This window comes from Halosimplex pelagicum, assembly GCF_013415905.1.
Classification (GTDB): domain Archaea; phylum Halobacteriota; class Halobacteria; order Halobacteriales; family Haloarculaceae; genus Halosimplex; species Halosimplex pelagicum.
The window spans coordinates 471,180-494,814 of record NZ_CP058909.1; the positions used below are offsets into that span (position 1 = coordinate 471,180).

23 protein-coding genes are annotated in these 23,635 nt (G+C 71.1%); 12 read left to right on the top strand and 11 right to left on the bottom strand.

What is annotated here, in order from left to right; all coding sequences use genetic code 11:
• The first annotated feature begins 7 nt into the window (after positions 1-7).
• Both HZS54_RS02400 and HZS54_RS02405 read left to right on the top strand, forming a co-directional pair.
• Entirely contained in the window at positions 8-1,360 is a 1,353-nt protein-coding gene (locus tag HZS54_RS02400) for a tryptophanase (protein WP_179920378.1), read from the top strand.
• Between the two features lie 658 nt (positions 1,361-2,018).
• Positions 2,019-3,758: a histidine kinase N-terminal 7TM domain-containing protein gene (locus tag HZS54_RS02405; protein ID WP_179920379.1), complete on the top strand. Its 1,740-nt coding sequence runs from the start codon at positions 2,019-2,021 to the stop codon at positions 3,756-3,758.
• Positions 3,759-3,773: 15 nt separating this feature from the next.
• Here HZS54_RS02405 and HZS54_RS02410 read toward each other — a convergent pair whose 3' ends face one another.
• The 4 genes from HZS54_RS02410 to HZS54_RS02425 form a co-directional block, all read right to left on the bottom strand.
• Positions 3,774-4,166 carry a hypothetical protein gene (locus HZS54_RS02410; RefSeq protein ID WP_179920380.1) on the bottom strand — a complete coding sequence of 131 codons (393 nt, stop codon included), beginning with the start codon at positions 4,164-4,166 and terminating at the stop codon, positions 3,774-3,776.
• Positions 4,167-4,254: 88 nt separating this feature from the next.
• A complete protein-coding gene (locus tag HZS54_RS02415) occupies positions 4,255-4,764 on the bottom strand; it encodes a DUF8173 domain-containing protein (RefSeq protein ID WP_179920381.1) in 510 nt (169 codons plus the stop codon).
• Positions 4,765-4,842: 78 nt separating this feature from the next.
• Positions 4,843-5,493 carry an imidazole glycerol phosphate synthase subunit HisH gene (gene hisH, locus HZS54_RS02420; RefSeq protein WP_179920382.1) on the bottom strand — a complete coding sequence of 217 codons (651 nt, stop codon included), beginning with the start codon at positions 5,491-5,493 and terminating at the stop codon, positions 4,843-4,845.
• A gap of 111 nt (positions 5,494-5,604) precedes the next feature.
• Positions 5,605-6,408: an inositol monophosphatase family protein gene (locus HZS54_RS02425; protein WP_179920383.1), complete on the bottom strand. Its 804-nt coding sequence runs from the start codon at positions 6,406-6,408 to the stop codon at positions 5,605-5,607.
• A gap of 149 nt (positions 6,409-6,557) precedes the next feature.
• Here HZS54_RS02425 and phnD point away from each other — a divergent pair, with 149 nt between their 5' ends.
• The 3 genes from phnD (at position 6,558) to HZS54_RS02440 (ending at position 9,494) form a co-directional block, all read left to right on the top strand.
• Positions 6,558-7,601, top strand: a complete 1,044-nt coding sequence (gene phnD, locus HZS54_RS02430) for a phosphate/phosphite/phosphonate ABC transporter substrate-binding protein (protein WP_179920384.1) — start codon at positions 6,558-6,560, stop codon at positions 7,599-7,601.
• A gap of 61 nt (positions 7,602-7,662) precedes the next feature.
• Complete coding sequence (locus tag HZS54_RS02435; protein ID WP_179920385.1) at positions 7,663-8,499, top strand: phosphonate ABC transporter ATP-binding protein; 837 nt, start codon at positions 7,663-7,665, stop codon at positions 8,497-8,499.
• Positions 8,496-9,494 (top strand): PhnE/PtxC family ABC transporter permease, encoded by a 999-nt coding sequence (locus tag HZS54_RS02440; protein WP_179920386.1) that lies wholly within the window; start codon positions 8,496-8,498, stop codon positions 9,492-9,494. Before HZS54_RS02435 ends, HZS54_RS02440 begins: the two co-directional genes overlap by 4 nt.
• A gap of 410 nt (positions 9,495-9,904) precedes the next feature.
• Here HZS54_RS02440 and HZS54_RS02445 read toward each other — a convergent pair whose 3' ends face one another.
• From HZS54_RS02445 to HZS54_RS02455, 3 genes are read right to left on the bottom strand one after another with little or no spacing between them, the layout of a single operon-like run.
• Complete coding sequence (locus HZS54_RS02445; RefSeq protein WP_179920387.1) at positions 9,905-10,498, bottom strand: uracil-DNA glycosylase; 594 nt, start codon at positions 10,496-10,498, stop codon at positions 9,905-9,907.
• Between the two features lie 55 nt (positions 10,499-10,553).
• Entirely contained in the window at positions 10,554-11,150 is a 597-nt protein-coding gene (locus HZS54_RS02450; protein WP_179920388.1) for an endonuclease dU, read from the bottom strand.
• Positions 11,147-11,326, bottom strand: coding sequence for a DUF5786 family protein (locus HZS54_RS02455; protein ID WP_006882236.1), 180 nt, complete (start codon positions 11,324-11,326; stop codon positions 11,147-11,149). The genes HZS54_RS02450 and HZS54_RS02455 overlap by 4 nt, the downstream gene beginning before the upstream one ends.
• Positions 11,327-11,802: 476 nt before the next feature.
• Between HZS54_RS02455 and HZS54_RS02460 the strand changes: the two genes are divergently transcribed.
• On the top strand, positions 11,803-12,990 hold the full coding sequence (locus tag HZS54_RS02460) for a mandelate racemase/muconate lactonizing enzyme family protein (RefSeq protein ID WP_179920389.1): 1,188 nt from the start codon (positions 11,803-11,805) through the stop codon (positions 12,988-12,990).
• Positions 12,991-13,068: 78 nt separating this feature from the next.
• The gene (locus HZS54_RS02465) at positions 13,069-13,485 is read left to right on the top strand and encodes a hypothetical protein (protein WP_179920390.1); all 417 of its coding nucleotides are present in this window, start codon (positions 13,069-13,071) and stop codon (positions 13,483-13,485) included.
• Positions 13,486-13,773: 288 nt separating this feature from the next.
• Here the strand turns inward: HZS54_RS02465 and HZS54_RS02470 are convergent, their stop codons facing one another.
• Complete coding sequence (locus tag HZS54_RS02470) at positions 13,774-14,355, bottom strand: hypothetical protein (RefSeq protein ID WP_179920391.1); 582 nt, start codon at positions 14,353-14,355, stop codon at positions 13,774-13,776.
• A 140-nt stretch (positions 14,356-14,495) separates the two neighbouring features.
• Between HZS54_RS02470 and HZS54_RS02475 the strand changes: the two genes are divergently transcribed.
• Positions 14,496-15,764 (top strand): four-carbon acid sugar kinase family protein, encoded by a 1,269-nt coding sequence (locus tag HZS54_RS02475; protein WP_179920392.1) that lies wholly within the window; start codon positions 14,496-14,498, stop codon positions 15,762-15,764.
• A gap of 1 nt (position 15,765) precedes the next feature.
• Positions 15,766-16,860, top strand: coding sequence for a 4-hydroxythreonine-4-phosphate dehydrogenase PdxA (pdxA, locus tag HZS54_RS02480; protein WP_179920393.1), 1,095 nt, complete (start codon positions 15,766-15,768; stop codon positions 16,858-16,860).
• 9 nt (positions 16,861-16,869) lie between these two features.
• Here the strand turns inward: pdxA and HZS54_RS02485 are convergent, their stop codons facing one another.
• Positions 16,870-17,283: a cupin domain-containing protein gene (locus tag HZS54_RS02485; RefSeq protein WP_179920394.1), complete on the bottom strand. Its 414-nt coding sequence runs from the start codon at positions 17,281-17,283 to the stop codon at positions 16,870-16,872.
• A gap of 195 nt (positions 17,284-17,478) precedes the next feature.
• Here HZS54_RS02485 and HZS54_RS02490 point away from each other — a divergent pair, with 195 nt between their 5' ends.
• Together HZS54_RS02490 and HZS54_RS02495 are read left to right on the top strand one after the other, a co-directional pair.
• Positions 17,479-18,312 (top strand): phosphoenolpyruvate hydrolase family protein, encoded by an 834-nt coding sequence (locus HZS54_RS02490; protein ID WP_179920395.1) that lies wholly within the window; start codon positions 17,479-17,481, stop codon positions 18,310-18,312.
• A 31-nt stretch (positions 18,313-18,343) separates the two neighbouring features.
• The gene (locus HZS54_RS02495; protein ID WP_179920396.1) at positions 18,344-19,561 is read left to right on the top strand and encodes a Tm-1-like ATP-binding domain-containing protein; all 1,218 of its coding nucleotides are present in this window, start codon (positions 18,344-18,346) and stop codon (positions 19,559-19,561) included.
• A gap of 46 nt (positions 19,562-19,607) precedes the next feature.
• Here HZS54_RS02495 and HZS54_RS02500 read toward each other — a convergent pair whose 3' ends face one another.
• Positions 19,608-20,660 carry a YhjD/YihY/BrkB family envelope integrity protein gene (locus tag HZS54_RS02500; RefSeq protein WP_179920397.1) on the bottom strand — a complete coding sequence of 351 codons (1,053 nt, stop codon included), beginning with the start codon at positions 20,658-20,660 and terminating at the stop codon, positions 19,608-19,610.
• A gap of 210 nt (positions 20,661-20,870) precedes the next feature.
• Between HZS54_RS02500 and HZS54_RS02505 the strand changes: the two genes are divergently transcribed.
• Complete coding sequence (locus HZS54_RS02505) at positions 20,871-22,076, top strand: inorganic phosphate transporter (RefSeq protein WP_179922913.1); 1,206 nt, start codon at positions 20,871-20,873, stop codon at positions 22,074-22,076.
• Positions 22,077-22,127: 51 nt separating this feature from the next.
• Here the strand turns inward: HZS54_RS02505 and glmM are convergent, their stop codons facing one another.
• Positions 22,128-23,504: a phosphoglucosamine mutase gene (gene glmM / locus HZS54_RS02510; protein ID WP_179920398.1), complete on the bottom strand. Its 1,377-nt coding sequence runs from the start codon at positions 23,502-23,504 to the stop codon at positions 22,128-22,130.
• Positions 23,505-23,635: the final 131 nt, after the last annotated feature.

Consider the following 23,635-nt stretch of genomic DNA (forward strand, 5'->3'; position numbering starts at 1 on the left):
AGCGGGTATGCGCTCGTACGCCACGCGGATGGCCACCCCGCTCGATCTCCCCTCGCGCGAGGAGCGCGCGGCGGCGCTCGAAGCGGCCGGGTACAACCTCTTCGACGTCGACGCCGACCGGGTGTTCGTCGACCTGTTGACCGACAGCGGCACCGGGACGATGAGCGACGCCCAGTGGGCCGCCCTGCTCCGGGGCGACGAGTCCTACGCCGGCTCCGCGTCGTTCCGGCGGCTCCGCGAGGCCGTCGACGAGGTGATGGGCTTCGACCGCGTCGTCCCCGCCCACCAGGGACGGGGCGCCGAGAACGTCCTCTACGGGACGCTCGTCGCCGAGGGCGACCGCGTCCTCAACAACACCCACTTCGACACGACCCGGGCCCACGTCGTCGCCAACGGCGGCGAAGCCGTCGACTGCCCCGACCCGGCCGCCGGCGACCCCGACGCCGAAGCGCCGTTCAAGGGGAACTTCGACGTGGCAGCCGGCCGCGCGCACGTCGGCGAGGTGGGCGCGGAGAACGTGCCGGTCGTCGTCCTGACGATCACGAACAACTCCGCGGCGGGCCAGCCGGTCAGCGTCGCGAACACCCGCGCGGTGGCCGCCTTCGCCGACGAGATCGACGCCACCTTCGTCATCGACGCCTGCCGCTTCGCCGAGAACGCCCACTTCGTCACCGAGCGCGAGGCGGAGTTCGCCGACGCGACCGCCGCCGAGGTCGCCCGCGAGCAACTGGGCTCCGCCGACGCCGTCGTCATGAGCGGCAAGAAGGACGGCCTCGCCAACGTCGGCGGCTTCGTCGCCGTCGACGACGGCCTCGACGACCTGTTCGAACGGGCGAAACAGCGGGCGATCCTCTACGAGGGGTTCCCGACCTACGGCGGGATGGCCGGTCGGGACCTCGAAGCGATGGCCGTCGGCCTGCGCGAGGCGGTCGACGACGACTACCTCGCCCACCGCGTCGGCCAGGTCGCCGAACTCGGCGCCGAACTCGCCGCCGCCGGCCTCCCCGTCTACGAACCGGTCGGCGGCCACGCCGTCTACGTCGACGCCGGCGAACTACTCGACCACGTGCCCTCGTCGGAATTTCCGGGGCAAGCGCTCGCCTGCGAGCTGTACCTGGAGGGCGGCGTTCGAACCGTGGAACTCGGGAGCTTCGCGTTCCCGGAGACCGACCGGCCGGAGTACGTCCGCTTCGCCGTCCCGCGGCGCACCTACCACCGCGAACACTTCGAACACGTCGGCGAGACGGCCGCCGCGGTCGTCGACCGGGCCAGCGAACTGACGGGGTTCGAGGTGGTATCGGAGCCGCCGATGGCCGAGTTGCGCCACTTCTCGGCGGATCTGCGACCGCTGGACGCCTGAGGCGGGACGCCCCCGGGCGAGGAGTAACGGGCTGATTCGAACGACAGGCCGTGCTCAGTACAGCCATCTTTTTTGCCGGGGGCGTCGGCGCGAGCCGGCAGGCTCGCACCTCGACCCCCGGCAAAAAACATGGGTGAAAAAAGGCCGGCTGCGTTGGTCGCTCCGCTCCCGCGCAGCCGGTGAACCGGCGCCTGCGGTGCCGGATGCTATCTGCAGGTAACGGCTGTTGCAGTTACGGTGAGCGGTGCGGTCGGCGCGTGCTGTCGAGCGTGCCCGCCGCTTGGCGGGCCGCTCGAAATAGTCGCGCGAGGGATTCGCGACTCGCGTGTCGCGAATCGGCTGGGGAGGCTCGTGGCCGTCTGCGGTTGCTGTGCGGTGCTGTCCCTGGCGGACTGAAAGGGCGAGGCGCGCTCGCGTCCAGTTCAGTCGTCTGAGCGGGCACTATCCGCGCGGGCGGTGCCGAGAGCGCGGATATCCCGTCTCAGCGACCGCGAGCGCGGCGAGGGCTTTCATCGCTCACCGTCAAGTGCGGTCACACTCACTCCGTTTTCTTCCACGACAGATCGAACAGAAACAACTACTCAACAAACAGGTCGAACCGAACGGATGCGAACTCCCGGACCCAAATCCCGAAGTAGCTGTACTCGCTGTACTACCCATGGTAGTCCCGCCGTGGCCGGTGGTGGCGTCGTTCGCGGCCGCGGGCGGGACGGCGCTGTTGGTCCGGTATCTCTGGCGCTATCGCGGCAAACCCGGCGCGGACTGGTTCCTGGCGAGCCTGAGCGCACAGGCGACCTGGAGCCTGTCGTACGGCGTCGCACTGGTGACGTTCGCCGAGCCGATGCGGTGGGCGCTGGAGGTGCTCTCGTGGGCGGCGATGGCGGGGACGGGCGTCTACTTCCTGGCGTTCGCGCTGGCGTACACGGGCCGCGGGGGCGTCGTCGACCGGGCGCGGGTCGGGTTCGCCGCCTTCCCGGCGCTCGTCGGGCTGATCGGGGCGACGAACCCGGTCCACGGGCTCGCATGGGTGGACTTCGAGGTGGTTCGGGTCCTCGGCGTCGCGGGCGCGACCTACGACATGCGGCTGTGGGCGCTGCTGTCGGCGACGGGAGGCGTCCTGCTGATCACGGTGGGGAGCCTCCTGTTGTTCGACACGGTCGTCAGCTACGGGCCGCTGTATCGGCGGGAGGCCGTGGCGGTGGGGCTGTCGACGGTCCCGCCGGTCGCGGCGGTGCTGGCCTGGCTTCACGGTGTCGGCCCGGTTCCGGAGCTCAGTTTCGTCACCGTCGCCTTCCTCCCGCACGTCGCGCTCGACGCCTACGCGTTCGTCGGCAGCGACATGTTCGAGTTCCACCCGGCGACGCGGCGGGTGGGCGAGCGGGCGGCCATCGACGACCTGGGCGCGCCGGTGGTGATCGTCGACGAGCAGCGGCGGGTGGTCACGCTCAACGGGGCGGCCGAACGGGCCTTCGGCGTCGAGAAGGCGGGCGCGCTCACCCGGCCGCTGGCGGCGTTGCTCGGCGAGGAGGGGGCCGACCCGGCCGAGGCCGAGACCGCGACGGTGCAGTCGGGCGGGCGGCGGCGGGTCTTCACGGTGACGACGACGCCGCTGACCGACGCCGGCGGGACCCACGTCGGGTACACCGTCGTCTTCCAGGACGTGACCGACGAACGCAGACGCGAGCAACGGCTCGGCGTGCTCAACCGCGTCCCCAGGCACAACCTCCGCAACGACATGACCGTCGTCCAGGGGTTCACCGAGGCCGCCGCGAGGGAGGTCGACGACCCCGCGGTCCGGGACATGCTCGGCCGCGCCGAGTCGAAAGCGGCGGAGCTGGTCGCGCTCGGGGAGAAAGCCCGGACCGTCGAGCGCGTCCTCGACAGCGACCCCCGCGCCGAACGGGTCGAGCTGGCCGACCTGCTGGCGACCGTGCGAGCCGAACACGTCGGAGCGGCGGACGCGAACGGGGGGAGGGTCGGGACCGAGGGAACTGCCGCGGACGAGGGGGCGGAAGGCGCGACCGTGACCGTCGAGGCGACCGACGCGGCGGTCACGGCCGACCCGGCGGTCCTGCAGGTCGTCGTCGGGACGCTGCTGGAGAACGCGCTCGAACACGCGGGCGAGGCGCCGACGGTGACGCTGTCGGCCGAGCGCCGGGACGGGGGGGTGGCGGTCACCGTCGCCGACGACGGACCGGGCGTGCCCGCCCACGAACTCGACGCCCTGAGCGCGGGCGCGGAGTCGGCGCTCGAACACGGGTCGGGGCTAGGCCTCTGGCTGGCCAACTGGGGCGCGACGGCGCTGGGCGGCGACCTATCCTTCGACACCCGCGAGGGGACGCGGGCGACGCTGACCGTCCCCGACGGCGAAAAACGGGAACCGACGGGGGAGTCGTAGGGAAGTCGGTCGCGCTCAGGCGCTCGCGTAGCCCGCGACCTCTTTCTCGTCGAGTTTGCGTTCGGCCTCGGCGACGGAGTCGGCCGTCTCGCCGCTGTAGCCCACGTCCTGGGACCGCCGTTCGAAGGCGTTGACGACGACCTGACTCGTCTCCCCGTCGGTGACGCGGACGACGCGGTCGACGCCCATCTCCTTCAGCTCGGCCTGGGCGCGCTTGATCGGCTCGGCGGCCTCGGGCGACGGCGGGGTGAAGCCCGACAGGTCGTTGACGATGTCGAACCCGTCGCGCAGGCGCTCGGCCGCCGCGACCGTCTCGTCGGCCGCCGTCTCCATCTCCGCCCGGTCCATCCGGCCGGTGAAACTCAGGTGCAGTCGGTTGGTCCGCGGGTCGGCCGCTATCTCGTACATACCCGAACGTAGCGCCCGATTCTCAATGGTAGGAATGCCTTACTCGTTTGGGATTGCCCGAACGGGATAGAATCGACGATAGAACGGTTCAGAGGCGATCTTCGAGGACGGCCCCGAACCCGGCGGCGCCGATACAGAACGCGAGAACGCCACCGACGCCGGTGAGGACGAGGCCGCCGTTGAGCGCGGCGGCGACGAGGAGCGTCTTCCCCCAGTCGTCGCCCTCGCGGTCGACGAAGCGCTCGGCGATGGCGAGGAAGGCGACCGCCGCGCCGACGGCCCAGACGAGGTACACGAGCAGCCCGAGACCGAGTGCGAGCGGGATCCCGATCAGCGTGAAAAAGAGGACGACGACCGCGAGGACGGCGAATATCAGGACGAGGAAACCGTAGACGAACGATCCGACGGGGTCGTCGACGACCGCGGCCATCCGGTCTTCGAGGAACTCGGGGGCGACGGCGGTGAGGACGGCGCCGACGACCAGCGTCGTCAGGAACGAGCCGACGGCGCTCCCGATCACGTCGGTGACCGGGTTCAGGTCGATATCGACGTTCACCTGGAGTAGCACGTCCGAGAAGGCCGCCAGCGCTGCGAGCATAGTGTGCGGAGACGGCGGCCGACCGTAAGTAGCCACCGGGGCGAACCGTCGCTCACGGGCGCTCGGCCGGGGCGAGCGTCAGACCCCGTCGACGCAGATGTCGACGAAGTTCCGCAGGATACGCAGGCCGGTTTCGCCGGACTTCTCGGGGTGGAACTGGGTGCCGAAGACGTTGCCTCGGCCGTTCGCGACGATGGAGGCGAAGTCGGTCCCGTAGTCGGTGGTGGCGACCACCGCCCCGGAATCGTCCGGTTCGGCGTAGTAGGAGTGGACGAAGTAGGCGTAGTCGCCGTCGACCCCGTCGACGATCGGGTGGTCGCGGGCGGCGTCGAGTTCGTTCCAGCCCATGTGGGGCACCTTCAGGTCGCCGCGAAAGCGGACGTTGCGGCCCGGTACGAGGTCCAGCCCCTCCACGTCGCCCTGGCCCTCCCGTTCGGCCTCCTCGCTGGTGGTGAGCAGCATCTGCATGCCGAGGCAGATGCCGAACAGCGGCGTACCGGCCTCGGCCTGTTCGACCAGGGCGTCGCGGAAGGGGCCGGCGTTGTCCATGCCCTCGGAGAAGGCGCCGACGCCCGGGAGGACGACCCCGTCGGCGCCCGAGAAGTCGGCCGGGTCGTCGCTGAGCTCGACCGCGGCGCCCGCGCGTTCGAGCCCGCGCGTGACGCTGCGGAGGTTCCCCAGCCCGTAGTCGACCACGACGACCTCGGCCGCGGTCTGTCGCGTGTTCATACCCGTCAATACGGCGACCCCGGTCAAGTCGCTTTCCGTCCGCGCAAGCTTCGGCGGCGTCGCGACCGCGCCGACTCCGGCGCGAGGTCGCGCCGGTCGGGTCGGGGCCGCTCACTCGGTTCGGTGTTCGTCGACCGCGCGGGCGGCGGCGACCACCGAATCGTGATTGTGGCCGCTGGAGGCGACGAGCCCGCGGCTGTCGTGGCGCCAGGGCTCGCCGGCGAGATCGGTGACGCGACCGCCGGCCTGCCGGACGAGGAAGGCGCCGGCGACGGTGTCCCAGGCGTTGGTCTCGCGGTTGGTGAACGTGGCGTCGAGCGAGCCGGCGGCGACCATCGACAGCGTGGCCTGCGCGGAGCGAAACCGGACGAGGTCCCCGAATCGTTCGACGATCTCCGTCGCGGCCGCGCCGTACTCCGCGCGGCGGTCGAGGCCCCACCAGAACGTCGGTGCGACCGACTGGGTGTCCGGGTCGGTGCGCGGGCTCACCGAAAGGGGCTCGCCGTTCAGGCGCGCGCCCGAGCCGTCGGCGACGTACGTGTCGCCCAGCGCCGGCAGGACGACCGCGGCGCCGACCGCCTCGCCGTCGACGACCGCGGCGACCGCGGTCGCCCAGACGGGGATCCCATGGACGAAGTTGTTCGTCCCGTCGATGGGGTCGACGACCCACGCCGGTCCCGACTCCGGAACGGCGGCGCCGCTCGCCGACTCCTCGGCGACGACCGGTTCGTCCGGGAACGCCGCCGCGATCCCGTCCAGCACCGCCGCCTCGGCCTCGCGGTCGGCCCGCGTCACGAGGTCGGTCTTGCCGTCCTTGCGCTCGACGGCCAACTCCTCGCGGAACAGGTCCGCCGCGACTCCCGCGCCCGCTTGCGCCGCCCGTCTCGCCGTCGCCGCCCGCGCGTCCAGTGACATCGTACCGACTCCTCGGTCGCCCGGTCGATAGTCCCACCGATACGACCGAACGTACGACGATCGGGCCGAGAGCTTGGTACATAGATATAAATATACCGATCGAGATCTATTATGAACACTTAATCAGACGTCCGTCAATGTACCAGGCGATGCGCGACAGACGAACGTTTCTGAAGGGCATGGGCGTGCTCGCCGGCGCCGGGTCACTCGCCGGCTGCACGAGCGGCGATTCGACGGACACGCCGGGCAGCGGCTCGACGGACGGGTCGAACGGCGGTTCGACGGCAACCGGCACGTCGTCGGGGGGCGGGCTCTCCTTCGGCGGCGATCGCGAGGTGAACATGGGGCTCTCGCCGAGCGTTCCCCAGCAGAACCTCTACGTCCAGTACGGGCCGATCCGCGACTACGTCGGGACGAACCTCGAGGAGGAGTACGACGTGCCGCAGGGATTGAGCGTCGACATGAACATCGGCACCAACTACAGCACGGTGATCCAGGCGCTGGGCGAGGGGACCGCCGACATCGCCGAGACCGGTCCCTTCGCCGCCGCGCTGGGCGTCAACACCGACAACGCCGAGGTGATCCTCCAGCGCAAGGGGTACGGCAGCTGGACCTACAAGAGCATCATCGCCGTCCCCAACGACAGCGACATCGAGAGCCTCTCGGACCTGTCGGGCAAGACGGTCGCGTTCTCGGACCAGCTGTCGACCAGCGGCTGTCTGTACCCCCTCTACAGCATCTCCTCCGAGGGCGACCTCGACGTGGGGGAGCTGCCGGAGGGCAACGGCTCGCAGGCGGAGTTCGAGGCGCGCTTCGCCGGCGGGCACGTCCAGTCGTACACGCTGCTGAAGGAGGGGCGGGCCGACGCGGCCGCGATGGGCGCGTTCGTCCGCGACACCAAGACCGGCCCGACCCCCGAGGAGTTCGAGAACACCGCGCGCACGCTCCACGAGGACTCGGGGCTGCCGCGGGCGCCGATCGTCGTCTCGCCGGAGCTGAGCGACGAGGCCAAGTCGGCGCTCAAGCAGTCGTTCCTGAACGCGCCCGACCGCATCTACTACGGCGCCGACGGCGAGGAGGGCACCGACGACGACCTGTGGTTCAGCGCCGTCCGCGAGGCCGACGTGGAGACCTACCAGTCCGTGATCGACGTGGCCGACGAGCTCGGCGTCGGCCCGGAGATCTTCGAGTAGCGCGGTCGACGGCCCGTCGAGCGGCCGGCGGGCGTCAGCGGTTCACGTGGCAGTCCAATCCATGACAACCGTCGAATTCGACAACGTGACGAAGGTGTACGGTGATGACACGGTGGCGCTCGACGACGTCTCCGTCGAGATCCCCGAGGGCGAGTTCGTCGTCCTGCTCGGTCCCTCCGGCGCGGGGAAGTCGACGTTCCTGCGCGTGCTCAACGGGCTGACCAGCCCCAGCGCCGGGAGCGTCGAGATCGGCGGCCGCGCCGTCGAGGGCAACCGCGGGGAGGTCGGGATGGTGTTCCAGGAACACTACCTCGTCGAGAACCTCAGCGCCTACGGCAACGCGCTGACGGGCGCGCTCTCGCGCAACGGCTTCCTCCGGAGCCTCGCCGGCGGCCACGACGAGGAAGACAAACGCGCCGCGCTCGACGCGCTCGACACGGTGGGCCTGCTCGACGACGCCGGCCAGCGCGCCGGCTCGATGAGCGGCGGGCAGAAACAGCGCGTCGGCATCGCCCGCGCGCTCGTCCAGCAGCCCGAGCTGGTGCTGGCCGACGAACCCGTCGCCAGCCTCGACCCGAAGGCCGCCCGCGACGTGATGGGCTACCTGAAGCGGGCCGCCGACGAGCACGACCTGACGACGATCACCAGCCTCCACCAGGTGAACATCGCCAGGGAGTTCGGCGACCGCTTCCTCGGCGTCAAGGACGGCCGGCTCGTCTTCGACGGCCGCGAGGACGACCTCACGATGGACGTGATCGACGACATCTACTACGACGGCGAGTCGGACGGCGAGACCGCGCCCGGCGACGCGGGCGACGACGGCGACCTCGGCGGCGCCACGCCGGGTAACGCCTTCGACCAGTCGGCCACCGCCCACGAGGGGGGTGGCGGCGCGTGAGCAGCATCGACGAGACGTTCGAGCGGCTCGAACGCGCCCGTCGGGTCCGGCAGGTCCTCTGGCTGGCCTTCCTCGGGAGCGTCGTCGCGGTGACCTACTGGGGGCTCGGGTTCATCGACTTCGACTTCGCCGTCGTCGTCGACCGCTACCCGGGATTCGTCGAGTTCCTCCTCAGTTTCTTCCCGCCGAACTTCGTCAACTTCACCGTCTACACGCAAAACGAGGGGATCACCGGGCTGGCGGCGATCCCGGCGAGCCTGGGCGACGGCGGCGCCCACATCGTCGAGAGCCTGCAGTCGCCGCGGCTCTCGCTCGTCAAGGCCAGTCTCGTCACCGTCCTGCTCGGATTCCTCGGCACCGTGCTGGGCTTCCCGCTCGCGCTCGTGTTCGGCGTCCTCGGCAGCGAGCGCGTCACCCCCTTCCCGTTCAACTTCATCTTCCGCGGGGCGATGAGCGCCATCCGCGCCATCCCCGCCATCGTCTGGATCTTCCTCTACATCCCCATCGGCCCGCCGAGCCAGGTGACCGCCGTCCTCGCCATCGCGACCGACAGCATCGGCAACCTCGGCCGGCTGTTCACCGACGAACTCGAAGAGATCGACGAGGGGCCCATCGAGGCGATCCGCTCGACGGGGGCGTCTCGCTCCCAGACCATCGGCTTCGGCATGCTGAGCCAGGTGTCGCGGTCGTACATCGCGTGGACGCTGTACATCCTGGAGATCAACACCCGGATCGCCATCTCGTTGGGCGTCGTCGGCGCCGGCGGCCTCGGCCTGATGATCCGCAACAGCCAGGACCTGCTGTACTACGGCCAGACCGCCGCGGGCGTCATCATGGTGTTCGTCGTCGTCCTCTCCATCGAGCTGCTGTCGACGCGCATCCGCGCCCGACTGCGCCCCAGCGAACACGAGGACACCGGCTTCCTCGACCGACTCCGGGACTTCTTCGACGCCCGCAAGTGGCTCGGGATGGGCGTCCCCCGCGACCGGGAGTGACCGGCTCGGTTCGTCGCTGACCGCCCTTTTTCCGCACGGCTCGACGGTGTTCGATACGAGACAGCTACCGATCGAGTGCGGTCGGCGCGCGCTGGAGCGCGCTCTCGTGCGCGCGACGACATCGCGCGAGGGATTCGCGACTCGCGGGTCGCGAATCGGTTGGGGAGGGTCGTGGTCGTCTGCGGTTGCTGTTGCGGTGCCGTGCGGGGCTGTTGCGGGGCTGTGCTGTCCTGGTGGACTGAAAGGGCGAGACGGGCTCGCGCCGGTAGTCGCCTGAGCGACCGCGAGCGCGGCGAGGGCTTTCAGCGCCTGCTGCCGGGTGCGGTCGAAGTAACTCTATCGAGCACGGTCGAAGCGACTCTATCGAGCGCAGTCGCGATCACGTCGACGACAGAAGGAACCGAACTCCTTCAAAAATCGCCGAGACGGGACTGTCCGCTCGTCTCGTCGGTGAACTCCGCGGCACGTTCGAGCGTCGACGAGAAGGTGTCGCGCTGGGAGGGGTCGTACAGGGTCGCTGCGGGGTGGACGCAAACGAGGACGCGCCGCCGCCCTTCGCCGATCTCGGCCTCCACGACATCCCCAGCCTCGCTGGTGACAGCGACGTCCCGCTCCAGCAGGTGTTCGGCGGGCACTTTCCCGAGCGTGACGACCACTTCGGGGTCGACGCGGTCGATCTCGGTCTCGATGTACTCGCGGCAGTTCGCGAGTTCCGAATCGGTGGGGTCGCGGTTGTCGGGCGGGCGACAGCGGACGCAGTTGGTGATGCGCACGTCGCCGCGGTCGAGCCCGGCGTCGCGGAGGCCGTCGTCGAGCACGTCGCCCGAGCGGCCGACGAACGGTTCGCCGCCCTCGTCCTCGTACTGGCCGGGCGCCTCGCCGACGAACAGCAGATCGGCGTCCGCGGGGCCGACGCCGTTGACGATGCGGCTGCGACAGTCGACCAGCTCGGGACAGCGCTCGCAGGCGACCACCGACAACCCGTCCATCTCGGCCTCGCTCATGGAACGGAGGTCGCCCGGCACGACCATAATCGGGTCGGTCTCGGCGGCGGACGAGTCAGCGGTCGCCGCCGCTATCGCCGCCGCCGTTCGCGTCCTCGCCGCCGACGAACCGCTCGTCGGCCGCGCGGGCGGCAAGCCGGGCCACTCGCAGCGGCTCGGGCCGGCCGCCCTCGGGGGTGAACGCGCGAACCACCTCGGCGGCCTCGTCGGGGCCGAGGCCGGCGGCGCGGACGTAGACGGTCCCGTCGTCGAGTTCGACCCGGCGGCGCTCGGGCTGGCGGCGGTAGACGGCCAGCCGCTCGTCGAGGGCGTCGCCGTCGAACGCTTCGCGGAGCGGCCCTTCCAGCCCCTCGCTGTCCTCGAAGGCGACCGAGAGGACGGGGCGGTCGACGCGCTCGCGGACGGTCGGCAGGTCGAAGAAATTGAACCACGCGGGCGCGACGCCCGCTAGCAGCAGGTACCGTGCGTCCTCGCGGTCGAGTCGGTCGACCAGCGAGACGAGCGTCTCGGTGGCGTCCGTGCCGCCGACCGCGCAGGTGTCGAAGGCGAGCCCGTCCACGACGCGGCTCGCGCGGACGACGGCGGCTGCCAGCGTGCTGTACTCCGTGCGATAGGATTCGGCCACCCCGATGGCGCGAACCCCGCGTTTCACGTGTTCTCTTTGATGTCCTGTAGCCTGTCGAGCAGTTCGTCGTTCGACGCGTCGAACTCGTACTCGACGTCGCCGTCGTGTGTGTTCTCCGCTGTGTTGACGCCGTCGTCATCCTCGAGGTCGGCGTCTAGCTCCTGGTTCTCTTGTTCTGATTCGTCGTAGCTCCCGAACCCCATACGAGTGATCGTTATACACTGATCGTGAAAAATCATACGCCCCATCGGGAGTAACCGGCAATTAACTGATCGAACATCGAGTAACGGCGATCAAACGGGACGGATCCGGAGCTGTTCCGGCCGTCGCGGACGTTAGTCAAGATCCGACCGCGATAACTGGACGCCCGTGTGTCGGGTTATCGTGGCACTGACCGGGGTTTTCGGTTCCCCGGATCGCGGGATTTCGGCACCGTCTGACGGTCTCGAACGCATTTCGTCGTCCGACTACGACGGGTTCGTCTGTTGTTGTAGATCGACAGACAGTTGCCCCTGGCGCGGGCGAGTGTGAGGGCGGCCTCGGGGAGGGGGTCCCGGGCCGGAGCGAGCGGACCCGCGGTCGGACGGCGGAAGGACTCTCCGGGAGCGGGCGGAGGGACGCGACAGGCGGCTGATGGGACGCCCCGACGTTGATTACGGAGGCCTCGAAAGGGGGCGCCATGACAGACGTGGAGATCACGGACGTACAGGCGACACAGGTCGACGCGGACTGGACGTGGACGTTCGTCCGCGTCTATACGGACGCGGGCGTGACGGGCACCGGCGAGTGTTACTGGGGGCCGGGGGTCAGCGACATCGTCGAGGACTCCGCCGAGTGGCTGGAGGGCGAGGACCCCCGCGATATCGAGCCGCTGGTCCACAGGCTCTACGAGATCCACTCGGCGACGGGGTCGCTGGCGGGCGCGACCGTCAGCGCCATCTCGGGTATCGACATCGCGCTGCACGACCTGGCCGGCAAGTTGGAGGAACAGCCGGCCTACCGGCTGCTGGGGGGCGCCTACCGCGACGAGGCGCGGATCTACGTGGACTGTCACGCCGGCGCGCACCTCGGCGGCGCCTTCGAGGGCGCGAAACAGGAGGAGCACGACCGGGACATCTACTCGCCGGAGAGCTACGCCGACGCCGCGGAGATGGTCGCCGACGAGGGCCACGACGCCATCAAGTTCGACCTCGACGCGAGCAAGCGCTACGAGAAAGACAGGCACAACCGCCACCTCAACGCCGAGGCCATCGACTACAAGGCCAGCGTCGTCGAGGCGGTCACCGAGCGGGTCGGCCACGACGCCGACGTGGCCTTCGACTGTCACTGGAACTACGCGGGCGACAGCGCCCGCCGACTCGCGGCCGCCGTCGAGGACTACGACGTGTGGTGGCTCGAAGACGTGGTCCCCCCGGAGAACCTCGAAGTCCAGCGCGAGGTCACCCAGGCCACCGACACGACCATCTGCGCCGGCGAGAACGCCTTCCGGACTCACGGCGTCCGCGACATGGTCGAGCGACAGGGCATCGACGTGCTCCAGCCCGACATGCCGAAGTTCGGCGGCATGCGCGAGACGGTCAAGGCCGCGAACCTCGCCGACGACTACTACATCCCGCTCGCCCTGCACAACGTCTCCTCGCCGCTGGGGACGAAGGCGGGCGCCCACGTCGGCGTCTCCGTCTCGAACTTCCTCGCCCTGGAGTGGCACGGCCGCGACGACCCCGACTGGGACACCTTCGTCGAGGAGGACGTGATCGAAGGGGGTTCGATCCCGGTCTCCGACGAGCCCGGCCTCGGCGTCACCCTCGATCTCGACGCCGTCGAGGAGCACATGAAAGAGGGCGAGACGCTCATCGACGAGGCGTAGGGGGCCGCGTTCGCCCGAGATCCCGGCCGGATCCCGTTGGCCAGATGACTTTTCATCCCGGCGACCCTACCCGCGGCTATGGCACGAACGGCCCTTCACCGGTTCCTCGCGCTCGCCCTCGGGATCGCCACGGGCGGCTGGCTCTGGTGGGTCGACACGCATCCCGGTATCGCGGCGGCCGCCAGCGGTTCCGTGCTCGTCCTCGGTCTCGTCGCCTCCGGGCTCATCCGCAGGCACCCGGAGTACACGAGCGCGAGCGGGGACTGGCGCGACAACAGGTGGGGCGCGGCCGGCCAGCTGTTCCTGACCCTCGTCGCGTTCCAGGCCGTCTTCGCCGCGCCGGTCGAGCTGCCCGACGAGGTCGGCCTGCTCGTCGTGATCATGGCCGCGTACCTGATGGGGTATTTCCTCGGCGGCCTGGACGCGCTGGAACACAGCGATCGTGACGCCGCCCGCGAGGGGTCGGCCGGAGCCGTCGATCCGGCGGACGACTGAGTACCGCTCTCGGCTGGTGGAACCCCGCCGTTCTGCCGCCGCAAGCGGACACCGTATCGACGCGAGTGACTCCCACGACCGCCTCCTAGAGCGTGTCGGCGCCCGCGGGAGCCCCGAGACGGCTCGCGAGAGCCCCATCTGTTTCGCCAGGTCCCACCGCTCGGTCCCCACGAAGACGGTGTACTCCAGACACCGCGCCTGCGACCGGCGGGGCAAAACCGTTCGGCTGGTCGCGATTCGCGCCGGTTTCGGGAGATGCGGGCGGGCCGGCCGCGCGGCGCACTCGGCTCAGACCGCGTCCTCGGAGACGCGGTCGGCGAGGTAGATGTCGGCGTCGGGGTTCTGGTCGGCGTCCTGGACGATGTCGCCGCGGTCGCCGGCGGCCGCCAGCGCCTCCCGCGCTGTCGGCCGGTCGACGCGGCCCACGAGCTGGAGCGCCTGCAGGACGGCGGGTTTCGGCACGCCCTCGCCGGGACCGCCGAGTTCGAGGTCCGCGAGGTACTCCGGCTGCTCGTCCTGGATGAACCGGACGTACTCGGCCACGTCGGTCGAACCGCCGAGTTCCTCGTGCCACGCCTCGGGGAACAGGCTGATCCGGTGGTCGTCGATGTCGTCCCCGATCTCGTAGTAGCCGCCCCCTTCCCAGCGGTCGGCGTCGGTGGTGTGTTCGTCCACGTCGGCGAGGAACGCCTGCTCGTCGAAGGCGTAGTCGTCGCGAGCCGCCAGTTCCTCCGCGTACGCCTCGACGGTCTCGGGCTCGACACCGGCCCCGTCGTGGTGGCGCTCGATCAGCTCGACGAGGTCGCGCCCGCCCATCGACTCCCCCTCGCGGACCGCCTCCTCGACGGCCGCCTGGTTCGGTTCGGTCACGTGGCCGGTTCGGTCCTCGGGCGAATAAGTCGCCGGCCGGCGATCGAATGGTGGGTGCGGGGCGGTCGCCCCGTGGTGACCCGGCAGTCCGGACCGGCGGGACGGACGCGACTAAGTGCGAGCGAGCGAAAGCCACGGCAATGCCGAACGCGCTGGTCGTCGCCGACGACCTGACGGGTGCGATGGACACCGGCCACGGCTTCGCCGCGCGCGGGCGGGCGGTTCGGGTCCGCCGGTCGGCCGACGCCGGTCGCGCCGACGCGACCGAAACGGACGTGCTCGTCGTCGACACGGACAGCCGCGACGCCGACCCCGGGACGGCCGCGGCGACCGTGGCCCGAGCGGTCGAGACCCACCCCGCCGACCTCGTCTACGAGAAGGTCGACTCGACGCTGCGCGGGAACGTCGTCGCGGAAGTCGACGCGGCGGTCGCCGCCGCCGACGCCGACATCGCCGTCGTCGCGCCGGCGTTCCCGGCGACCGGCCGCACCACCGAGGACGGCCGCCACCTCGTCGACGGGACGCCGCTGGCCGAGGCGGACTACGGCGTCGCCGAGTCCGACCTCCCGACACTGTTCGCCGCCTCGGAGTATCCGGTCGCGCATCTCGACGTCGATACCGTCGACGCCGGCGCGGCGGCCGTCGCGGCCCGACTGGCCGACTGCGCCGCAGACGACCGGCCGACGCTCGTCGTCTGTGACGCGTCGAGCGACGCCCACCTCGAAGCGATCGCGGACGGGACGGCGTCGCTGGACGAGAGCGCGCTCTACGTCGGCAGCGGCGCGCTCGCGGCTCACGTCGACGTGCCGGGCGATCCGGCGGGGGACTCCCCCGGTCTATCGACCGACCCCCGAAGTTCGGGCGTCCTCGGCGTCGTCGGGAGCGTCAACGAGCGGACGCTCGATCAGTTAGCGGCGGTCGACGACGAGGCGGTCGTCGCCCTCGACCCCGCGGCGGCCGTCCGCGACCCGGCGTCGGCCGGTCGCGCGGCCGCCGAATCGCTCTCCGCGCTGCTCGACTGGCGGGGACGAGCGGTCGTCACGGCGGCGACGGGACCCGAGGACGTAACCGCGGCCGCGCGCTCGGCCGCGGCCCTCGCCGAGGACGCGACGGCCGCCGACCGGAGCGCGGCCGACCGGGTCGCGGCCGCGCTGGCCGCCGCCGCCCGGGCGACCGTCGAGGACGCGCCGCCCGCCGGACTCGTCCTCACCGGGGGCGACACCGCGGGGGCGGTGCTGGACGCGCTCGACGCCGAGGAGATCCGCCTCACCGGCGAGTCGGTCGCCGCGGGCGTGCCGGTCGGGGCACTCGCGGACGGCCCCGCGGCGGGGACGCGGGTGGCGACGAAGGCCGGCGGCTTCGGGTCCGAAAGGGTCATCCTCAACTGTCTGGACGCGCTGGGTCGGTAGCATGGAGCGACCGACCGTCGCCGTGACGATGGGCGACCCCGCCGGCGTCGGCGCCGAGGTGGTCGTCGAAGCGTACCCGGCGCTGTGCGACGCCGCGACGCCGCTCGTCGTCGGCGACGCCGACGTACTGCGCGCGGCCGTCGATATCTGCGACAGCGACCTGACCGTCGAGCCCGTCGACTCGCCGAGCGCGGCGGACGCCGACCCCGGGACGATCCCGGTGCTCGACCTGGACAACGTCGATGCCGACGCCCTGACCTACGGCGAGGTCCGCGAGGACTACGGCGCGGCGAGCCTCGAATACGTCGAGCGCGCCATCGAGTTGGCGACCGACGGGGCCGTCGACGCCATCGCGACCGCGCCGATCAACAAGCAGGCGACCCGCTGCGCCGGCAGCACCTACGCCGGCCACACGGGGATGCTCGCCGACTACACCGACACCGATGAGTACGCGATGATGCTGGTCGAAGGGTTGGCGGACGCCGCCGACGGGAGCGTCGGCGCGGACCTGATCGTCACCCACGTCAGCACCCACGTCCCGCTGACCGAGGCGTGCAACAAGGTGTGTCGCGGGCGCGTCCGGACGACGATCGACGTGACCCACGAGGGGCTGCGCGACCTGGGGATCGACGACCCGACCATCGCCGTCGCGGGGCTGAACCCCCACGCCAGCGACGGCGGCATCCTCGGTATCGCGGAGGGCAGCGAGATCGAACCGGCGGTCGACGACGCCCGGGCGGACGGGCTGGACGTGGTCGGCCCCGAATCACCGGACACCGTCTTCGCGCAGGCGGCCGGCGGCGCCTACGACTGCGTGGTCGCGATGTACCACGACCAGGGCCACATCCCGATCAAGATGCTCGGGTTCGCCAGCGACGACGCCGTCTCCGGCGTCAACGTCACCGCCGGCCTGCCGATCGTCCGCACGAGCGTCGACCACGGCACCGCCTTCGACATCGCCGGCGAGGGGTGCGCCAGCGAGGCCAGCATGGTCGACGCCGTCGAGCTCGCCGCGCGCATCGCCCGCAACCGCGCCGCGCGCGACGACGCGCCTGCCCCCGAGGGGTCCCCCGCCCCGGACGCCGGGAGCGACTGACGGGTCGGGTCAGTCCTCGCGCGTCGGAGTCTCCCCTGGCGGGAAGATATCCGACTCGGGCATCTCGGCCAGTTCGGCCTCCGGGCCGGGCGGCGCGTAGACCGCGAGCAGTTTCAGCGTCTCCCAGCCCGTGTTCTGCGTGCCGTGCTCGACGCCCTCGGGGATGTAGATCACCTCGCCGGCGCTCACCTCCCGCGTGTCGCCGTCGACGGTCTGCTCGCCCTCGCCGGCGAGGAAGTAGAGGATCTCGTCGCTGTCGGGGTGTTCGTGCAGGTCGTGGCCCTCTCCGGGTTCGAGCTGGACGACCCCCGCACTCAGCCGCTCGGAGTCGTTGACCTCGGGACTCGCCATCCACTTGAGCGTCCCCCAGTCGAACCGCTGTGTCGATACGTCGTCGCCCTCGACGAAGTGCTCGTCTGCCATGGTCGCGTGCGACCCGTTCGCACCGTCGTCGCTTATCTGTTCGTACCTGTCGGAATTCGGATCTGGCGCGCAGACCGACCGATCCGGGAACTATCCCGGAACCGTCCGGGTCCCGCCGTCTCGCCGGGGCTGGGGCCGAACCGGATACCTCCCCGACATCTTGATTAGGTCGTTGGCCGTCCGTCGAACCATACCATGGAATTCAGCCGTGCGGACTCCCTGGCGCGACTCGAATCGGTCGTCGACAGCGGCGAACCAGTCATCGGCGCGGGCGCGGGGACGGGGATCTCGGCGAAGTTCGCCGAGCGCGGCGGCGTCGACCTGCTGATCATCTACAACTCCGGGCGCTACCGGATGAACGGCCGCGGGTCGCTGGCGGGCCTGCTGCCCTACGGCGACGCCAACGAGATCGTCGTCGAGATGGGCCACGAGGTGTTGCCCGTCGTCGAGGACACGCCCGTCCTCGCCGGCGTCAACGGGACCGACCCGTTCCGCGACATGAGCGTGTTCATCGAGGACCTGAAGCGCCGCGGGTTCTCCGGCGTGCAGAACTTCCCGACGGTGGGGCTCATCGACGAGGACAGCGGGTTCCGGCAGAACCTCGAAGAGACGGGCATGGGCTACGACCAGGAGGTCGAGATGATCCGCGAGGCCAGCGAGCAGGGGATGCTCACCTGCCCGTACGTATTCAGCGAGGAGCAGGCCCGCGCGATGACCGAGGCCGGCGCCGACGTGGTCGTCTCCCACATGGGCCTGACCACCTCGGGCGACATCGGCGCCGAGACCGCGCTCGACCTGGAGACCGCCGCCGAGCGCGTCCAGGCCCACTGCGACGCCGCCAAGGACGTGAACGAGGACGTGCTGGTCATCTGCCACGGCGGCCCGATCGCCTGGCCCGACGACGCCGAGTACGTGCTCAACAACACCGAGGGCGTCGTCGGCTTCTTCGGCGCCTCCAGCATCGAACGGCTCCCCACCGAGGGCGCCATCGAGAACCAGGCCCGCGAGTTCAAGGAGATCGACTTCTGATGGCGCTCCACAGGTTCGGGAGGTGGCGACCGTGAGCGTCGTGATCGTCGGGACGCTCGACACGAAAGGCGAAGAGATCGCGTTCGCCCGCGACGTGATCGAGGCGCAGGGAATCGACGTACACGTCGTCGACGTGGGGATCGTGGGCGAACCCGAGTTCGAACCGGACACGTCCGCGAGCGAGGTCACCGAAGCGGCCGGGACGACCCTCGACGCGCTGCGGGAGGCGGGCGACCGCGGCGAGGCCATCGAGGCGATGGGCGACGGCGCGGCGGCGGTCGCGACGCGGCTCCACGAGGAGGGAGTCCTCGACGCGGTCCTCGGTCTCGGCGGCTCGGGGAACACGTCGATCGCGGCCGCGGCGATGCGGGAACTCCCCGTCGGCGTCCCGAAGGTGATGGTCTCGACGATGGCCTCGGGCGACACCGAGCCCTACGTCGGCGCCCGCGACATCATGATGCTCTACTCCGTCGCGGACATCGAGGGATTGAACCAGCTCTCGCGGCGGGTCATCTCGAACGCCGCGCTCGCGGTCGTCGGGATGGTCGCCAACGACCCGGCCGTCGAGGTCGAGGACCGTCCGACCGTCGGGATCACGATGTTCGGCGTCACCACGCCCTGCGTCCAGACCGCCCGCGAGCACCTCGAAGACCGCGGCTACGAGACGATCGTCTTCCACGCCACCGGGACGGGCGGCCGGGCGATGGAGTCGCTGATCGAGGAGGGCGTCATCGACGGCGTGCTCGATATCACGACGACCGAGTGGGCGGACGAACTCGTCGGCGGCGTCCTGAGCGCCGGGCCCGAGCGGCTGGACGCCGCCGCCGAGGCGGGGATCCCACAGGTCGTCTCCGTCGGCGCGCTGGACATGGTGAACTTCGGCCCGCGCGACTCGGTCCCCGAGGAGTTCGAGGGGCGGCAGTTCCACGTCCACAACCCGCAGGTGACGCTCATGCGGACGACGCCCGAGGAGAACGCCGAACTCGGTGAGATACTGGCGGCGAAACTGAACGCGGCGACCGGACCGACGGCGCTCGCGCTCCCGCTCGACGGCGTCTCGATGCTCGACGTCGAGGGCGAGCCCTTCCACGACCCGGAGGCCGACGCGGCGCTGTTCGACGCGCTCCGGGACGGCCTCGACGACGATGTCGAACTGATCGAGGTCGACGCGGCGATCAACGACGACGAGTTCGCGCGGACGGTCGCCGAGCGGCTGGACGAGTCGATGCGGGCGGCCGGCGTCGTCTGAGTGCCGGTTGCCCGCTCGGCGGGGGAACTGCCGGGCGGCGGACCGCTCACTCGCCGTCGTCGGCCGACCACCGGAGTTCGAGCGTGACCGGGTCGCTGACGAACGGGAGCCGCGACTCCTCGGCGTCGACTTCGACGCTGTCCGGCGGCGGCAGGTCGACCGTCTCGCCGTCGACGGTGAGCGTCACGCGCTCGGCGTTCGGGAGGTCCCGCTGGAGGTCGCGGACGGTCGTGCGGAGCGCCGCGCCGTCGACGGGACCGCGCCCGGCCGCCCCTTCGCTATCGCGCGGTTGCCCGCCGACCACAGGGCGGATGTCCACGTCCCGCGAGCGGTTGCCGAGGACGGCGTTGACCGCGACGCCGACGAGGACGACGAGCCCGCTGAAGTACAGCCACGTCAGGAAGACGAGCAGGCCCGCGAGCACGTCGCCCGAGGAGGCCTCGCCGCGGAACTGCACGTAGAAACGAAAGACCGTCTCGAAGACCGTCAGGCCGACGGCGGCGACGGCGACGCCCGGGACGGCCTCGCGGACGAGCATCTCGGGTTCGTCGGGGAAGACGTAGTACATCGGGAGCAGGGCGAGCGCGAGCGCGAGGATCTGCACGAGCCGACCGACCAGCCAGCCGGCGGGCCCGTCGAACTGCACGGCCCGGTTGAGGGTTGCGGCGACGACGATCACTGCGGCGACGCAGACGAAGACGACGGCGCCGTCGACGAACTGGTCGACCAGCGTGTTCTCCGCCGACGACTCGTAGATGTCGGAGAAGGCGGTGTCGAGCCCGCGGAAGATCCGCAGCGTTCCCCAGACGAGCACCGCGATCCCGATGAGGGAAGCGCCTGTCGAGGCCGACTGCAGCTCGCCGACGAGCGCGTCGGCGGCGCCGGGCGTGAGCGCCGCCCGCGTCAGCTCGATGATCCCCTGCTCGATATCGGAGCGCCCGGCGGCCGAGACGGCCGCGAGCACCAGCAGCAGGAGGGGGAGTATCGAGACGAACGCGTGGTAGGCGATGCTCCCCGCCATGAACGTCACCCGCTCGGTGTGCAGCTCGTGGACGACCGCCCGCCCCACCGTCAGCGCCCGGCTGACCCGTCGATCCATGGCCGGCCTGTCGACGGGGCGGGGCAAAAAGCCGCGGTCGCCCCCTCTCGACCGCCCCGGGGTGGCGTGTCGGCGCGAACGTTTATTCGCCGGCCGACACAACGTGTCGCCCATGACCGAGTCGCGCGTCGACGATGGGGTGTGCCCCACCGATAGCGGACCGTCCGGCGCCGACGAGAGGTCGTCCGTCGCCGACGGGAGGTCGTGAGCGTGCCCACCGTGGGCTTCTGGGCGCTGGTCGTGCTCGCGACGGTCGTGAGCCTCGGCACCGCCTGGACGCTGGGCGCCAACAGCAACTCCCCGCCCTTCGCCCCCGCGATCGGCGCCAACGCCATCTCGACGATGCGGGCCGCCTTCCTCATCGGTATCCTCGCCGCCGCCGGCGCGCTCACGCAGGGCGGCGCCATCTCCGAGACGGTCGGCGCCGGCCTCATCGACGGCGTCGCCATCACCTCGCTGGCGGCCACGGCCGGCCTGCTGACCGCCACCGCGTTCATGGCCTTCGGCGTCTACTCCGGCTACCCCGTCCCCGCCGCCTTCGCGACGACCGGCGCGATGGTCGGCGTCGGCCGAGCGCTGGGCGGCGACCCCGCCTTCGGGACCTACCGCCGGATCGCGACCTTCTGGGTGCTCGTCCCGCCGGTCTCGGGCGGCCTCGCCTACCTCACCGCGACGATCCTCCGCCGCGACGACATCCCCGAGACGGTCGGCGTCCCCGTGCTGGCGGCCGTCGTCGGCGCCATCGTCGCCAACGTGCAGTTGAGCGTCATCCCGTCGGGCCCCGACGCCACGCAGAACTCCCTGGCCGGCCTGGGGAGCGATATCGTCGGTCTCTCACCCGTGGCCGGGATCGAACCGACCGTCGCCGTCGTGACGGTCGCCCTGGCCGCGCTGAGCTTCCAGTTCATCCGCCGGAGAACGCAGGAGTCCGTCGACAAAGGCATCCGAACCTTCCTCGTCGTCCTCGGGAGCGTCGTCGCCTTCTCCAGCGGCGGGAGCCAGGTCGGGCTGGCGACCGGCCCGCTCGAAAACCTCTACAGCGCCGAGCTGGGACTGCCGGGGATCGTCCTGCTGGCCGTCGGCGCCGTCGGCATCCTCGGCGGGGCCTGGATGGGCGCGCCGCGACTCCTCCAGGCGACTTCCCGGGAGTACGCCTCGCTGGGCATCCGCCGGTCGATCGCCGCGCTGGTTCCCGGATTCGTCATCGCCCAGCTCGCCATCGCGCTGGGGATCCCCATCTCGTTCAACAACATCATCATCTCCGGCGTCATCGGCGGCGGCCTCGCGGGCGGCTCGGCCGGCGTCTCTCGCCGGAAGATCGGCGTGACGCTAGCCTTCTGGGTCGTCACCCTCGTCACCTCGATCGCCGTCGGGTTCGGCCTCTACCGGGTGTTCGAAGCGGTCCTGGGCGGCTGACGCGGACCGGAGTCACTGGGTTCGACACGAAACGGAGGGCCAACCCGCAAGTTAGTCGACGCGAATTCCGGAGACGGCGTCGTGGAGCCGGTCGGCGAGGTCCTCGGCGCGGTCGGCCGAGCGGGCCTCGGCGTACACCCGGACGACGGGCTCGGTGCCGGAGGGGCGGGCGAGCGTCCAGCCGTCGCCGTAGTCGAGGCGGTAGCCGTCGGTGGTGTCGAGTTCGGCGACCGACTCCTCGGCGGCGCGTTCGATGGCGTCGAGCATGGCCTCGCGCTGGCGCTCGCTGTCGTAGGCCACGTCGCGGCGGACGTTCACGTAGTCGTCGTAGCGCGCGGCGAGCGCGCTGGCGGGCTCGCCCCGGCGGGCGAGCAGTTCGCAGAACCGAGCGGCGGTGTAGGCGCCGTCGCGGGCGATCCGGTAGCCCGGGAACAGGACGCCGCCGTTGCCCTCGCCGGCGACCGGGACGGACTCGCCGGTCGCCAGCAGGTCGCGGATGCGCGAGACGATGTACGTCGACCCGATGGGCGTCAGGGAGAGCTCCGCGCCGGCCGCCTCGACCACGTCGACGAGGCGCTGGGAGGCGTTGACGGCGGAGACGACGGTGTCGCCCTCGTCGAGAGCGTCGGCGGCCAGCGCCGCGAGGGCGGCGCCGCCCTCGACGTGGTCGCCCCGCTCGTCGACGAAGATGGCGCGGTCGGCGTCGCCGTCGTGGGCGACGCCCAGGTCGGCGTCCGTGGCATGGACGAACCGCCGGAGGTCGCCGAGGTTGCTCTCGACGGGCTCGGGGTCGCGACCGGGGAAGTGGCCGTCGGGCTGGGCGTGGATCGTCTTGACGCGACAGCCTAGCCGCCGGAAGAAGTCGGGGCTCGTGACCGCGCCGGCGCCGTGGCCGGGGTCGACCGCGACGGTCAACTCGGCCTCGGCGACGGCCTCGCGGTCGACGGCGGCGAGCAACTCGTCGACGTAGGCGCGGGCGGCGCCGTCGACCGAGCGGCTAGTCCCGGTCTCGTCCCAGCCGACGCGGTGGGGCGCCTCGTCGAGCAGCCGGGACTCGATGGCTTCGAGGCGTTCGCGCGGGAGCTCGACGCCGTCGGCGCCGACGAGCTTGATGCCGTTGTACTCGGGGGGGTTGTGCGAGGCGGTGACCATCAGGCCGGGGACGCCCTCCCGTTCGGCGTAGGCCTGGAGGCCGGGCGTGGGGACGACGCCGAGGCGGTCGATGTCGACGCCGACGCTGGCGAGGCCGCTGGCGGCGGAGTCGACGAGCATCGGGCCGGTTCGGCGGGTGTCGCGGGCGACGGCCACGCGGTCGACGCCCCCCGCGCGCCAGACGGTCCCCGCCGCCTGCGCCACGTCGGTGGCGTCGCCCGGCGTGAGGTCGTCGTTGACCACGCCGCGCACGCCGCTGGACCCGAAGACCCTCATTGGGGACTAGTCAGCGGTCCGGCCGCATAGTGGTTCCGGAGCGCGACGGGCGGCCGTCGCGGTGGCGGTCGTCCGCCTCCTCGCCGTCGCAAGCGCGCGGGCGACGGCGGCGTCGCCAGCGCGTATCGAAC

Excerpts from the sequence above, each read along its gene's own strand:
- HZS54_RS02400 (WP_179920378.1), top strand. The coding sequence starts at position 8 with ATGCGCTCGTACGCCACGCGGATGGCCACCCCGCTCGATCTCCCCTCG.
- HZS54_RS02405 (WP_179920379.1), top strand. The coding sequence starts at position 2,019 with ATGGTAGTCCCGCCGTGGCCGGTGGTGGCGTCGTTCGCGGCCGCGGGC.
- HZS54_RS02410 (WP_179920380.1), bottom strand. The coding sequence starts at position 4,166 with ATGTACGAGATAGCGGCCGACCCGCGGACCAACCGACTGCACCTGAGT.
- HZS54_RS02415 (WP_179920381.1), bottom strand. The coding sequence starts at position 4,764 with ATGCTCGCAGCGCTGGCGGCCTTCTCGGACGTGCTACTCCAGGTGAAC.
- hisH (WP_179920382.1), bottom strand. The coding sequence starts at position 5,493 with ATGAACACGCGACAGACCGCGGCCGAGGTCGTCGTGGTCGACTACGGG.
- HZS54_RS02425 (WP_179920383.1), bottom strand. The coding sequence starts at position 6,408 with ATGTCACTGGACGCGCGGGCGGCGACGGCGAGACGGGCGGCGCAAGCG.
- phnD (WP_179920384.1), top strand. The coding sequence starts at position 6,558 with ATGCGCGACAGACGAACGTTTCTGAAGGGCATGGGCGTGCTCGCCGGC.
- HZS54_RS02435 (WP_179920385.1), top strand. The coding sequence starts at position 7,663 with ATGACAACCGTCGAATTCGACAACGTGACGAAGGTGTACGGTGATGAC.
- HZS54_RS02445 (WP_179920387.1), bottom strand. The coding sequence starts at position 10,498 with ATGAGCGAGGCCGAGATGGACGGGTTGTCGGTGGTCGCCTGCGAGCGC.
- HZS54_RS02455 (WP_006882236.1), bottom strand. The coding sequence starts at position 11,326 with ATGGGGTTCGGGAGCTACGACGAATCAGAACAAGAGAACCAGGAGCTA.
- HZS54_RS02460 (WP_179920389.1), top strand. The coding sequence starts at position 11,803 with ATGACAGACGTGGAGATCACGGACGTACAGGCGACACAGGTCGACGCG.
- HZS54_RS02465 (WP_179920390.1), top strand. The coding sequence starts at position 13,069 with ATGGCACGAACGGCCCTTCACCGGTTCCTCGCGCTCGCCCTCGGGATC.
- HZS54_RS02475 (WP_179920392.1), top strand. The coding sequence starts at position 14,496 with ATGCCGAACGCGCTGGTCGTCGCCGACGACCTGACGGGTGCGATGGAC.
- pdxA (WP_179920393.1), top strand. The coding sequence starts at position 15,766 with ATGGAGCGACCGACCGTCGCCGTGACGATGGGCGACCCCGCCGGCGTC.
- HZS54_RS02485 (WP_179920394.1), bottom strand. The coding sequence starts at position 17,283 with ATGGCAGACGAGCACTTCGTCGAGGGCGACGACGTATCGACACAGCGG.
- HZS54_RS02490 (WP_179920395.1), top strand. The coding sequence starts at position 17,479 with ATGGAATTCAGCCGTGCGGACTCCCTGGCGCGACTCGAATCGGTCGTC.
- HZS54_RS02500 (WP_179920397.1), bottom strand. The coding sequence starts at position 20,660 with ATGGATCGACGGGTCAGCCGGGCGCTGACGGTGGGGCGGGCGGTCGTC.
- glmM (WP_179920398.1), bottom strand. The coding sequence starts at position 23,504 with ATGAGGGTCTTCGGGTCCAGCGGCGTGCGCGGCGTGGTCAACGACGAC.